Origin of the sequence: Streptomyces arenae, assembly GCF_022343545.1 — a bacterium.
Classification (GTDB): domain Bacteria; phylum Actinomycetota; class Actinomycetes; order Streptomycetales; family Streptomycetaceae; genus Streptomyces; species Streptomyces humi.
In genome coordinates, this window is record NZ_JAKQYH010000068.1 from 1 (window position 1) to 12,616 (window position 12,616).

Annotated in this window: 13 protein-coding genes; 8 read left to right on the forward strand and 5 right to left on the reverse strand. The window is 72.7% G+C overall.

The window, feature by feature from the left end; genetic code table 11:
• The first annotated feature begins 176 nt into the window (after positions 1–176).
• From MB828_RS30980 to MB828_RS31015, 8 genes are all read left to right on the forward strand, one after another.
• Entirely contained in the window at positions 177–599 is a 423-nt protein-coding gene (locus MB828_RS30980; RefSeq protein WP_301651063.1) for a hypothetical protein, read from the forward strand.
• Between the two features lie 54 nt (positions 600–653).
• The gene (locus MB828_RS30985) at positions 654–1,076 is read left to right on the forward strand and encodes a phage tail protein (protein WP_046734831.1); all 423 of its coding nucleotides are present in this window, start codon (positions 654–656) and stop codon (positions 1,074–1,076) included.
• An 88-nt stretch (positions 1,077–1,164) separates the two neighbouring features.
• A complete protein-coding gene (locus MB828_RS30990; protein ID WP_046734830.1) occupies positions 1,165–1,887 on the forward strand; it encodes a LysM peptidoglycan-binding domain-containing protein in 723 nt (240 codons plus the stop codon).
• On the forward strand, positions 1,887–3,800 hold the full coding sequence (locus MB828_RS30995) for a VgrG-related protein (RefSeq protein WP_301651064.1): 1,914 nt from the start codon (positions 1,887–1,889) through the stop codon (positions 3,798–3,800). Before MB828_RS30990 ends, MB828_RS30995 begins: the two co-directional genes overlap by 1 nt.
• Before the next feature lie 40 nt (positions 3,801–3,840).
• Entirely contained in the window at positions 3,841–4,284 is a 444-nt protein-coding gene (locus MB828_RS31000; protein WP_133023585.1) for a GPW/gp25 family protein, read from the forward strand.
• 5 nt (positions 4,285–4,289) lie between these two features.
• Complete coding sequence (locus tag MB828_RS31005) at positions 4,290–6,251, forward strand: putative baseplate assembly protein (RefSeq protein ID WP_301651065.1); 1,962 nt, start codon at positions 4,290–4,292, stop codon at positions 6,249–6,251.
• A gap of 28 nt (positions 6,252–6,279) precedes the next feature.
• Positions 6,280–6,849 (forward strand): phage tail protein, encoded by a 570-nt coding sequence (locus MB828_RS31010; protein ID WP_301651066.1) that lies wholly within the window; start codon positions 6,280–6,282, stop codon positions 6,847–6,849.
• Positions 6,846–8,411 (forward strand): zinc ribbon domain-containing protein, encoded by a 1,566-nt coding sequence (locus MB828_RS31015; protein ID WP_301651067.1) that lies wholly within the window; start codon positions 6,846–6,848, stop codon positions 8,409–8,411. Before MB828_RS31010 ends, MB828_RS31015 begins: the two co-directional genes overlap by 4 nt.
• 33 nt (positions 8,412–8,444) lie before the next feature.
• Here MB828_RS31015 and MB828_RS31020 read toward each other — a convergent pair whose 3' ends face one another.
• The 5 genes from MB828_RS31020 to MB828_RS46740 all read right to left on the reverse strand — a co-directional run bounded on the left by MB828_RS31020 (position 8,445) and on the right by MB828_RS46740 (position 12,569).
• Entirely contained in the window at positions 8,445–9,110 is a 666-nt protein-coding gene (locus tag MB828_RS31020; RefSeq protein WP_301651068.1) for a response regulator, read from the reverse strand.
• Positions 9,107–10,213 (reverse strand): sensor histidine kinase, encoded by a 1,107-nt coding sequence (locus MB828_RS31025; protein ID WP_301651160.1) that lies wholly within the window; start codon positions 10,211–10,213, stop codon positions 9,107–9,109. The genes MB828_RS31020 and MB828_RS31025 overlap by 4 nt, the downstream gene beginning before the upstream one ends.
• A gap of 101 nt (positions 10,214–10,314) precedes the next feature.
• The gene (locus MB828_RS31030) at positions 10,315–10,845 is read right to left on the reverse strand and encodes a hypothetical protein (RefSeq protein WP_301651069.1); all 531 of its coding nucleotides are present in this window, start codon (positions 10,843–10,845) and stop codon (positions 10,315–10,317) included.
• A 108-nt stretch (positions 10,846–10,953) separates the two neighbouring features.
• Positions 10,954–11,904, reverse strand: coding sequence for a glycoside hydrolase family 26 protein (locus tag MB828_RS31035; RefSeq protein WP_301651070.1), 951 nt, complete (start codon positions 11,902–11,904; stop codon positions 10,954–10,956).
• On the reverse strand, positions 11,892–12,569 hold the full coding sequence (locus MB828_RS46740; protein ID WP_343236217.1) for a M23 family metallopeptidase: 678 nt from the start codon (positions 12,567–12,569) through the stop codon (positions 11,892–11,894). Before MB828_RS46740 ends, MB828_RS31035 begins: the two co-directional genes overlap by 13 nt.
• Positions 12,570–12,616 lie beyond the last annotated feature (47 nt).

The following is a 12,616-nucleotide window of genomic DNA, read 5'->3' on the forward strand; positions in this document are numbered from 1 at the left end:
AGGCAGCTGACGGCGAGGGCCGAGCCGACGGCGGCGGTCGCGGCGAGCGCGACGGTGGTGAAGAGGCTGCCGGAGTCGAGCAGCAGGAGGTCGAACAGCAGCAGCAGGAGCAGGGCGGCGGGACGCGACGACAGGACCTGACGGCCGTGCACCCGCATCTCCGAACCCCCCTCCCTGTGGCCCCCCTCAACCTCCCCGTCGTCCAGCGCGACGCTCTCACCGCCTCCCGGCCGCCCGTCCTCCCCGCGCACTCCGCGCACCCCGTGAAGAGGGCCCCGGTCACCGGTTCTGCCCCCACCCGCCCTCAGGCACCGCTCACCAAGTCCGAGACGCCGCCGCCACCCCCGCCGCCGCCCTCGTCCCCGCCGCCGGACGATCCGCCGCCGTCGTACTCCGTCTCCGCGTCGGCCGCCCGTGAGGACGACGACCCGCCGGCGTACACCGCGATCGAGGAGGGCGGCTTCGACCCCCGCGCCCTCACCGAGTACCAGGTCGACGCACTGGTCCACCGCATCATCGACCGGATCACCCGGCAGGTCCGCACGGAACTCCGCCGGGACCGCGAACGCGTCGGCAAGCTCCGCGACTTCCGTCCCTGAGCCGGTGCCCGCCCCCGCCCACCGCCCGCAAACCCCTCCACAGAAAGGCCCCCGATGGCTCGCCAGGACCCGGGAACCACGATCTGGTTCAGCCTCTCCATCGACGGTGAGAGCCTCGGCTACTTCAACGGGTGCGAGGGGCTGTCGTCCCAGGTGGAGATCGAGCGCCGGCAGGAGGGCGGCAACAACGGCTTCGTGTGGCAACTGCCCACCCGCGTCACGTTCTCCAACATCCGGCTGACCCGTCCGCTCACCCCGGACACCTCCAAGGTCGCCAAGTGGATCTCCTCCGTGCAGACCGGCATCAAGCGGCCCACCGCCCAGATCACCGCGCTGCGGGCGGACGGCTCGGAGGTCGCCCGCTGGGGTCTTCTCGACGTCCTGCCCGTGAGCTGGCAGGGCCCCTCCCTCGACCCGGCCAGCCCCGCCGTGGCCACCGAGGTCCTGGAGATCACCCACCACGGCTTCACGGACTGAGCGGAACCGGCGAAACCGGCGAGCCAGACGAGACAGCGAGTCGGACAAGACGGACGAGACGAGAGAGACAGAGAGGGCAGAGAAAGACATGGCCAGCAGCAGCCGGGGCGCCGGCAAGAGCCTCGTGCGCGCCACCCTGGAGATCCACCAGCCCCCGCCGAGCGGCAGCCGCACCCCGGGCGCTCTCATCAAGTCCTTCCACTTCGACTTCAACCCGGCGCAGCTCAGCATCGGCCGCCGGGCCGACTGGAAGTCCTCCTACGCGCCGATCGAACGCGACGGCCCCATCCCGGAGTTCCTCGGCGCGCACCCGCGGCAGATGAGCGTGGAGATCTTCCTCGACTCCTCCGACGACCCGGGCGACAACACGGTGCTCAAGAAGGTCGAGTCGCTGCTGACCTGCTGCGAGGTCACCGGTCAGAGCATCGCGAACAAGCGGCCCTCGCCGCCGTGGGTGGTCTTCGAGTGGGGTTCGTTCTCGACGGCCCGCTTCACGGCCTACGTCGCCTCGGTCGACGCCTCGTACACCCTGTTCGGGACGAGCGGGATGCCCATCCGGGCCACCTGCCGGCTCCAGCTCCAGGAGATCCCGACCAAGACCCCCGGGCAGAACCCGACCTCCGGCGCGCTCACCGCGCAGCGCGTGCACCGGGTGGTCGCCGGCGACTCGCTCCAGGCGCTGGCCTGGCGGGAGTACGGCGACGCGTCGGCCTGGCGGTCGATCGCCGACGCCAACGGGATCGACGACCCGAACCGGCTGCCCACCGGCACGGAACTCGTGCTGCCTGCCGCCGAGGAGGTGCGGCGCTGATGGTGAAGTACGCCTATTCGAACATCATCAAGGTCACGGTCGACGGGAAGGACCTGAAGTCCGACCCGGTGTGGGGGTCGGCGCTGGTCGACGCCACCGTCGACCAGGGCGTCGGGGTGCCCGCCGCCTTCCAGCTGACCTTCCGGGACAAGGACCGCAAGCTCTTCGGCGACCTGGGCGTCAAGTTCGGCAGCGAGGTGGTGCTCACCCCGATGTCCGACGGCCAGGACACCGCGGGACCGCTGCTGACCGGCGAGGTCACCGCGATGGAGGCCGAGTACGACGGCACCGGCAGCTACGCCGTGATCCGCGGTTACGACAACGGCTTCCGGCTGATGCGCCAGCGCCGGGTGGTCGCCTACCGCAACCAGACGGCCTCCGACATCGCCCGCAAGCTGGCCGGGCAGGACGGGGTGCCGATCGGCCGGATCGACGCGACGAAGACCGTCTACGAGTTCATCAGCCAGAGCAACGTCACCGACTGGGAGTTCCTCGCGCGGCTCGCCGACGAGAACGAGATGGTGATGTCCGTCGACGCGAAGGGCAAGTTCCAGTTCGTGAAGCCGAAGGACGCCTCCGGGGCGCCCTCGACCAGCACGGACGGCGACAAGAGCCCGTTCGTCCTGGAGGCCGGGCACGACATCCTGCGGCTGCGGTCCGCGGTGACCGCCGCCGACCAGGTCGCCACCGTCGAGTCCCGCGGCTGGGACGTGACGACGAAGAAGACGCTCACCGCGACCTCGAAGGCCAACGGCAACAAGGCGTACAGCATCGGCGCCACCCCGGGCGACGCCTACGCCAAGTTCCCCACCGCCAAGCTGGTCGAGACCCGTACGCCCTACGACAAGCAGTCCGAGGTGAAGTTCGCGGCGGACGCCCTCTCCGACGACGTGACGAGCGGGTTCGCCGAGGTCGAGGTGATCGTCCGGGGCAATCCGCAGCTGCGGCCCGGGGTGCCGGTGACGCTCAAGGACGTCGGCACGCCCTTCGCCGGCAAGTACACGGTCACCTCCGTACGGCACGTCTTCGGCGACGCCAAGCACTACGAGACCTGGGTGACGGTCAGCGGCCGGCAGTGGCGGTCCCTGTACGGGGTGGCCTCGGGCGGCGGGGCCACGGACGCCGGTTCCGACCGGCAGCTCAGCGTGGCCCCGGCGCTCGTCACCGACGTGCAGGACCCGCTCCAGCAGGGCCGGGTGAAGATCAAGTTCCCCTGGCTGGACGACACCTACGTCAGCGACTGGACGCGGACCGTGCAGATGGGCGGGGTCCGCGGCGGCGGGGTGTTCCCGATGGACGTCGGCGACGAGGTGCTGGTCGCCTTCGACCGAGGGGCCCTCGACCACGCGTACGTCATCGGCGGCCTCTACAACGGCAAGGACAAGCCGACCAAGGTCAGGGACGTCCCGCTGCACGACGGTCTGCGCGGCCGTGCCACCCGGCACACGATCTCCGACCGCGTCGGCAACCGGATGGACCTGCTCGACCAGCGGGGCCGCAAACAGGGTGTCCGGCTGGCCAGCGGCGACGACAAGCTGACCGTCCACCTGGACCGGCAGAAGACCGAGATCACCGTGGACAGCAAGGGCAGTGTCTCCATCAAGGGCAGCAGGTCGGTGTCGGTCGAGGCCGGCGCCGGCCTGTCCCTGAAGGCGGGCGGCGCGCTCAGCATCAGGAGCGGCGGACCGCTGTCGTTGCAGAGCGCGGAACTCGTCGACATCAAGTCCCCCGCGGGCGCGGTCACCGTGAACGCCGCCGCCGTGAACCTGATGGCGAACGCGGCCCTGTCGCTGCGCGGCAACGCCGCCGTCGCGATCAGCTCCCTGGCCACCGTGGCGATCCAGGCCCCCCAGGTGCCGGTCCTTGGCAACCTGATGATGGGCGGCCTGACCGTGATGGTGATCCCGGCATGAGCGGGTGCGAGGTCTTCCCCGAGGGGCGGGTGCGGAGCTGATGGCGGAGCAGTTCGTGGGCTCGGGGTGGTCCTTCCCGCTCCGGATCGGCCCCACCGGCGGTATCGCCCTGGTCAGCGGCGAGAAGGAGGTCGAGGAGGCCATTCGTCTCGTGCTGTCCACGGCCCCCGGCGAACGCCCGATGCGCCCGGAGTTCGGCTGCGCCATCCACGACCTGGTCTTCGCGCCGGTCAACGAGCAGACCGCAGGCCGGATCCAGCACGAGGTGTACGCCAGCCTGGACCGCTGGGAGCCGCGGATCGAGGTCGAGGACGTCGAGGTCACCACCGGCGCCGACCCGAGCGTGCTGATGATCGACGTCCGTTACTCGATCCGCGGCACCAACAACCCGCGCAGCCTGGTGTTCCCCTTCTACGTCATCCCCTCCCACGACGAGCCGGACCTGCCGCCCGCCTCCCCGGACTCCTCCGAAAGCGACCGCTGATCCCGATGGCCCTGCCCTCCCCGAACCTCGACGACCGGCGTTTCCAGCAGTTCGTCGACGACGCCAAGCGTTACATCCAGCAGCGCGCCCCGGAGTGGACCGACCACAACGTCTCCGACCCCGGCATCACGCTGGTGGAGACGGTCGCGCACATGGCCGACCAGATCGTGTACCGGCTGAACCGGGTCCCGGAGAAGAACCACCTGGCCTTCCTGGACCTGGTCGGCATCACGCTGTTCCCGCCGTCCGCGGCCCGCACGGACGTGACGTTCTGGCTGTCGGCGGCCCAGGAGGAAGCGGTCGCGGTGCCGGTCGGCACGGAGGTGGCGACCCGCCGTACCGAGACCCAGGAGGCGGTGGTCTTCGCGACCGAGCGCCATCTGAGCGTCGTGCCGAGCGAGTTGCGCCACCTGATGAGGCAGCAGCGCGGCTCGGCCGTCGTCGACCTCACCCACGAACTCAGCGAGGGCAAGGACCTGTTGTGCTTCACCGAGGCCCCGAACCCCGGTGACTGCATGCTGCTCGGCCTGTCCGCGGCGGTCCCGCACTGCGCGGTCGCGTTCGACCTGGACAGCCGGGTCGACGGTGTCGGCGTGGACCCGCGGCAGCCGCCGCTGGTGTGGGAGGCGTGGACGGAGGACGGCTGGCGGGAGTGCGAGGTCGACCAGGACGGCACCGGCGGCCTCAACCGGCCCGGCGAGGTCGTGCTGCACGTCCCCGGCGGCCACGTGCTGTCCCGCAACGGCGGCCGGGAGGCGGGCTGGCTGCGCTGCCGGGTCACCGAACCCCACCCCGGCCAGCCCTTCTACACCACCTCCCCGACGGTCCGGTTCGCCGAGGCCTGCACGGTCGGCGGTACCACCGGCGCGGTGCACGCGGAGACCGTCGAGGACGAGGCGCTCGGCGAGTCCACCGGGCTGCCCGGCCAGCGGCTGCGTCTGGCGCACGCCCCCGTCGTCGGCGACACCCCGCCGCTGCTCCTCCAGACCGCCGAGCACGACGGCGAGGACGGCTGGCTGGACTGGCAGGTGGTCCCGCACTTCGCGGCCTCCGGACCGTACGACCGGCACATCACGCTCGACGCGACCACCGGCGAGATCGCCTTCGGCCCGGCGGTGCGCGAACCGGACGGCTCGCTGCGCCAGTACGGCGCGGTGGCCGCGAAGGGCGCGGTCATCAGGGCCCGCCGCTACCGCACGGGCGGCGGCCGGGACGGCAACGTGGCCCGCGGGGCCGTACAGATCCTGCGCTCCTCCATCCCGTACGTCTCCGAGGTCGTCAACCGGGAGGCGGCGCGTGGGGGAGTGGACGGCGAGACGGTCGCCGAGGCCAAGGTGCGCGCCCCGATCACGCTGCGCGCCCAGGAACGGGCGGTGACCCTGCGGGACTACGAGGAACTGGCCCGCCGCGCCGCCCCGGAGACGGCCCGGATCACCTGCCTGGAGGGCGAGGAGGGCCAGCACGGGGCGTACGCGGTACGGGTGCTGGTGGTGCCGCAGGCCGTCGCGGACCCCGGCGGCCGGCTCCGCTTCGAACAACTCGTGCCCGGTGACGCCCTGTTGGACCGCATCACCCGTCACCTGGACGAACGCCGGCTGATCGGCACCCGGCTGGCCGTCGGCCCGCCCTTCTACCAGGGCGTCACCGTGGTCGCCACCGTGCACGCCTTCCGCGGGGTGGACGTCGAGCGGGTCCGCCGCCAGGCCCACGACGCCCTCTACCGCCACCTCGACCCGCTGACCGGCGGCGCCGACGGCAAGGGCTGGCCGTTCGGGCGCCCGGTGCAGTCCGGCGAGGTCTTCGCGGTGCTGCAACGCGTCCCCGGTGTCGAACTCGTCGACGAGGTCGTCCTGCACCCCGCCGACCCGCTCACCGGCAAGCGCGGCGACCCGACCGACCGTATCGACCTGGACGCCCCGTCCCTGGTCTTCTCCTACGACCACCGGGTCCGGGTGATCGGCGAATGACCGTCAACCACGTGATGGGAGACCCCCGTTGAGAGGCTCCATCGACGGCCTGGGCTCCTCCACCCCCATCGGCCCGATGCTCCCCGCGGTCTTCGCCGACGACGACCTGGCCCTGCGGTTCGTCGCCGGTCTGGACGACGTGATCGCACCGATCCCCAACGTCCTCGACTGCCTGCCCAGTTACTTCGACCCGGCGCTGGCCCCGCTGGACTTCGCGGAGTGGCTCGGCACCTGGGTCGGCGCGGAGACGGACGGCACGGAACCGGGCCCGCTGCTGCGCGCGGCGGTGGCCGCGGCCGCCTACCTGCACCGCATCCGGGGCACCCGGCGTGGTCTGTCCGAGGCGGTCCGGCTGGCGTTCGGCGTGGCACCGGAGATCACCGAGAGCGGCGGTGCGGCCTGGAGCGCCCGCCCGCTCGGCGCGTTCCCCGGCACCCCGCGCCCCCGCCTCCACGTCCACCTCACGCTGCCCGCGCCCACCCCCGCCGACGAGGTCCGCCTGGAGCACCTCGTGGCCGCCGCCCGCCCCGCCCACATGCCCTACACGGTCCAGGTGACCGCGTCTTCCCCGTCCGCCGAAAGGACCCCGCAGCGATGACGACCACCCAGAACTGCACGGAGTGCGGCACGGTCGCCGAACCGGGCCAGTCCTTCTGCGACGCCTGCGGAGGGGTCCTGAGCTGGTCCGCCAACCGGGACACCCCGGCCCCCGAACCGGCCACGGCCCCGAACGCCCCCTCCCCCGGCTGGGACGCCTTCACCCGCCGCGACGGCGCCTCAGGCCTCCCCCAACGAGAACTCCGCACAACAATCACGACAGCCCCCCACGACACCACCCCAGCAGAAGCCACACCAACACCCCATCACGGCGGCTCCGATGCGGCCACGTCAGCGCCCCGTCAGCCGGACGGCGAGGTCTCGGGAGCGGCCACGTCAGCGCCCGGTCAGTCCTACGGCGACGCCTCGGGAGCGGCCGCGTCAGCGCCCCGTCAGTCCTACGGCGGGTCTTCGGATGTGGCCGCGCCGGCGCCCCGTCAGACGGACGGCGAGGTCTCGGGAGCGGCCACTACAGCGCCCCGTCAGGGGCGCGGGGAACTGCGCGACCAGCCACAGCTCACCCGCACGGACTCCACGGTCCCCGACGCCCCCACCGTCCCCACACCCCGTGCCGCCGACGAGCCAGCACAGACAGCACAGACCGCACAGCCCTCCCACCAACCGCCCGAACCGCCCGCCGCAGGCGACGGCGACGACGCCCACGAACGCGCCCGCCGTCTCCTCATCCCCGTGCGGGACACCGAACCGGCGGCCCCCGCACCCCCCACCGTCACCCCCGTCCTCCCCGGCCGCCCCACCCCCCAGCGCCCCGCCTCCGTCCGCGCCCCCGGCGAGGACCTCGGCGCCCACGGCGGCACCCCCTGCCCCTGGTGCGCCACCCCCAACCGCCCCGACCGCCACTTCTGCACCCGCTGCGCCATGCCCATGGCCGGCCACCCCGACACCGCCCCGTCGGCCCCCCGCCCCTGGTGGCGCCGCATCTTCGACTTCCGCAACCGCGAGACGCCCTGGGCCGGCGACCGCCCCCGCCTGCGCCGCACCTTCGACCGCGTCCTCACCTGGATCGGCGTGGCCCTCCTCCTCACCGTCGTCACGGTCCTGGCGGTCAACACGCCGAAGGCGATCAGCGCCACCCGCGACCACTTCGCCAAGCGCACCCAGGTCCCCCCGGACCGCTACCTCGCCTCCCGCTCGTACGCGGGTCACAAGCCCGACCTGGCCTTCGACAAGCTGAACAACACCTGGTGGGGACCGGGCGTGACCGGGGCCGGCCGCGGCGAGTGGATCGAGGCCCGCTTCGACGAGCCCACCCGCCTGCTGAACGTCGTCTTCACCTCCGGCGAGTCGACCCACTTCGACCAGCTCAGGAAGTCGGCGCTGCCGCACCGCCTGAAGGCGACGATCAAGACGTCCGACGGCAGGACCGAGGAACGGGAGCTGATCCTCGACCAGACGGCCGGCGGCCAGACCCGCGGCTTCCGCGCAGCGAACGTCGTCTCGGTCCGCTTCACGATCGACTCGTCGTACCAGGCGTCCGCCAAGACCCAGGTGGCCATCGCCGAGATCGAGTTCTTCGGACCGTCGAACGCGGGCTCGTCCTGACGGTCCGGGGACGGCGTCCGCTGGGCCGGGAGGTCAGGCCAGGCCGGCCGCGATGGCGCGGCGCACGGCGTCGGCCCGGTCCCGGATGCCGGCCTTGGCGAACAGGTTGTTGATGTGCGTCTTGACGGTCGCCTCGCTCACGAAGAGCTTCTCGGCGATCGACCGGTTGGGCAGGCCCTGGCCGATCAGGGTGAGCACTTCGCGTTCACGGGGCGTGAGATCCGCCGGCAGCCGCGGTCCGGACGCCGCCGGCCTGGCGCGGACGGTGGCCAGCAGCCGGTCCTGGACCTCGCGGTCCAGGACGGACTGGCCCGCGGCGGCGGCGCGGATCGCGCGGACGATGTCCTGGCGTCCGGCGTTCTTCGTCAGATAGCCGCGGGCGCCCGCGCCGAGGGCCGCCAGGATCGAGTCGTCGTCGGCGAACGTGGTGAGCACGACGACGGCCACCTCGGGGTGTTCGTCGCTCAGCCTGCGGGTGGTCTCGATGCCGTCCAGCACGGGCATGCGCAGGTCCATCAGCACGACGTCCACCGGACCGGCGGCGACCGCGTCCAGTACGCCGTCGCCGTCCGCGGCCGCCGCGACGACGTCGATGTCCTCGGCCAGGTCCAGCACCGCGGCGAGGGGTTCGCGGACGGCGGCCTGGTCGTCGGCGACGACCACGCGCAACGGCCGGGAGCTCTCGGTGGGTTCACTCATCGCGGGATCACTGCCTCCACTCGCCAGCCGCCCTGGTCCGGTCCCTCGGTGACCGGTCCCGCGGTGAGGGTGCCGCCCAGCAGGGCGACGCGTTCGCGCATTCCGATCAGCCCCATGCCGCTGCCGGCCCCCGGTGTCACCGTACGGGTGGCGGGCCGGTTGCGGATCGTCAGCGCCGTCGAGGAAGCCGTGAGGGCCAGTTCCACCCGCACCTCACCGCCCGGGGCGTGCCGCGCGGCGTTGGTCAGGGACTCCTGGGCGATCCGCAGCAGATTCTGGGTCACCCGGGCCGGTATCTCCACGGGGGTGCCGTGGACGGTCAGGGCGTCGCGGTGGCCGGACGACTCGAGCATCGCGGTGAGGGTCTCCACCAGCGGCAGCGCGTCCTCGCGGAGTGCGTGGACGGTCCACTGGGCCTGCTTCAGGCTCTCCTTGACGAGACTGTGGGCCTTGTCGTTGACCGCCCTGACCTTCTCCAGGTCGCCGGTGTCGAGCAGCGCGTCGGCCAGTTCCAGCTGCATGTTGATCCCGGCCAGCGAGTGTGCCAGGACGTCGTGCACGTCCCGGGCGATCCGGGCGCGTTCGGTGAGCACGGCGGCCTGCGCCTCGGCCCGGGCGGCACGCTCCGCGCTCTCGGCGGCCGACAGCGCGGCGGCCACGGCCTGGTGCTGGACGCGGTTGAGTATCCCGATCAGGACCGGTGCGCCGGTGGTGAGACCGACGGCCCAGGGCAGCAGGTGGTGACCGGGTCCGACATGGAAGTACAGGACGCCTCCGCAGAGCAGGCCGCAGGCCAGCGCCAGGACGAGGGCCTGTCTGGCCGGCAGCCGGTACCCGATGTGACCGGAGAGGAAGAAGGCGAAGAGGTAACCCGTTCCGCCGCGGCCGGCGCCGATCAGCGCGGCCGCCGCGAGGATGCCCAGCGACAGCCAGACGACGGCGGCACGCGGCGGGATCCTGCCCGGGGGCAGGCCCCGGGCCAGCAGCGCGGCACAGTTCAGGACGTACAGGACCGCGACCAGCAGCCCCTGCCCGCTGACGCCCATCGGCCGGATCGTCAGGGCCCCGCTGACGATGACCGTCAGGGTCAGCGCCCACTGCACCCGGGGGTCCCGGCCCGGGATCGGCCGGAGCGCGGCCGACGGGGGCGGGACCTCTCCGGGGGAGGAGGCGGTCTCGGCGGTGGGCACGGCCCGACGATAACTCACGGCCGGACCGCGACACGGTGCGCGGCAGGGGCGGGCTGCCCGGCGGTCAGCATCCGGCCGCGGACGAAGATCGTGGCCAGCCGCGTGACGACCTCGGTGAGCGCCATCAGGACGAAGGCCGCCACCCATGCCTGGTCGCTGGTGATGTGGTGGGCGAGGCTGAACCGGGCGACGTCGTCGGCCCCGCCGTGCTCGGTCCACAGCTGGAAGCCCATCCGGGCACCCATGCCGAGCACCCACAGGACCGCGGAGACCGCGCCCGCCTTGATCAGGATGTGCTCGCCCGCGGCCCTGACCCGGGTGTAGACGCCGCCGGCGATGCCGAGTACGGCGCCTGCGCCCATGAGGGCTCCGACGAGCACCAGGTCGTTGCCCCCGGTGGGAACGGCGTCCAGGTACGTGTGGGCCACGTAGGCCACGATCCCCAGCGGGATCAGGAAGGTCCTGAGGTCCAGCCGGCCTTCCCGCAACTGCCGGAAGACGACGAGGATGAGAGCGATGTCGGTGATCCACTCGGTCGTTGTCATGCCCCCAAGCGTGCTGTCACAGAGGCCCGCGACGCCTGGACCCAAGGGTGGAAACCGGGGTGGAGAAACACGCCGGCGCCGGCCCGGGAGACAGCGCCTGGCCCTCGCCTAGCCCTTCATCAGCGCGCGGTACACGGCCGTGGACCTGGGGTTGCTGCGGCAGCCCCAGACACCGTGCGGGCAGTAGTCGGTGAGGGACTGGTACACCGGCCGGGCACGCGCGAACCAGTCCAGCATGCCCCGCAGATAGGCCGGGTCGTCCCCGTTCTCGTACAGCCCCCACTCCGGGTACGAGACGGGTTTGCCGTGGGCGCGGGCGAAGTCGACCTGGTCGCGCAGCCCGTACGGCTCGTCGGCCTGCTCCTGGAAGGACAGGCCGCGCGGCGAGTCGTAGGCGTCCATCCCGATGACGTCGACGTACCGGTCGCCGGGGTAGCACCGGGTCCACGGGACCGCGTCCAGCCCGCGGTTGGGCGCGAAGTCGAAGCGGAACCGGGCGCCCGGCACCGACCGCATCGCCGTGATGATCCGCACCCAGTACGCCTTCCAGGCCGCCGGGTCCGGACCGCAGCGGTGGCTGTACGTCACCCCGTTCATCTCCCAGCCGAGGACGACGACGGTGTCCGGCGCGCCGACCGTCACCAGCCGCCGGGCCAGCGTCCGGAAGTGGCCGTCGTACGCCCCGGACGCCCCGAGCCGCAGCCGGCGGCGCACCTCGGTGTCCGGCAGGTGCTCCTCGGTGCCCTCCAGCATCGGCACGTTGAGGACGAGCAGCCGGTCCGGCTCGGCACGCCGCCAGCGCGCCCACAGCCGGACGAAGCCGGGGGCGCCCTCGATGTTCCGCCACACGTCACCGGGCAGGTAGGTGTGCCCGACCCGCGGCTCGTCGTGCCCCAGCCACGCGCCCAGCGCACTCACCCGCCGCACCCCTTCGGCGCCGTAACCGACGTACGCCCCGAAGGGGCCGGGCGCGGCGGGGCGCGGGGTCTCCGGACGGGAGGCGGGGAGCAGGAAGAGGGCGACCAGCGCGGTGACGAGGACGAACCTCAGACGAGCCATGGGGTGCAGTCTGTCGGTTCCGGGGTGACGGCGCGGTCGCCGCGGAGATCTTCGAACTTTGTACGAGGCACGCACCGGATCCGGACCAGGTCCCGGTCCGCCGCGGCTTCCCCGGAGAGCCGCACGCCGTGCCGGCGCAGCCAGGGCAGCGGTGCCACGTCCGAGCCCAGGTACGGGGTCGTGCGGACCTCGAAGTGCAGGTGCGGGCCGTCCGCGTTGCCGGTGGCGCCGGCGGCGCCGATCCGCTGGCCCGCCGACACCTCCTGGCCGGGGCGGACGTTGATGACGGAGAGGTGGGCGTACTGGGTGTAGTAGCCGTCGGGGTGTCGTATGACGACCTGGTTGCCGAATCCGTCGCCGCAGCCCGCGGCCACCACCCGGCCGGGCCCGACCGCGTACACCGGGGTGCCGGTGCCGACCGCGAAGTCCTGGCCGGTGTGCCGCAGCCGCCAGTGCGGGCCCTGGGCCGCGTACCCGGCGGAGAGCCGGTAGTGGACCGTCGGCGCGGTCCAGCCCGCGGTGTCACCGCCGGCCGGCGGGCCGCTGGGGCTGCCGAAGGCGCAGGCCCCGGTGCCGGTGCCGGCCTTCGCCGGTGTGACGAGGAACGCGCCGGTCAGCAGGAGGACGAGCGCGGCGGTGAGCAGTCGAAGATCGTCCGTTCGCATCTTCGGATCCTCGGACGAGCGGGCCGCCGCCCACCGGCGTCACACGC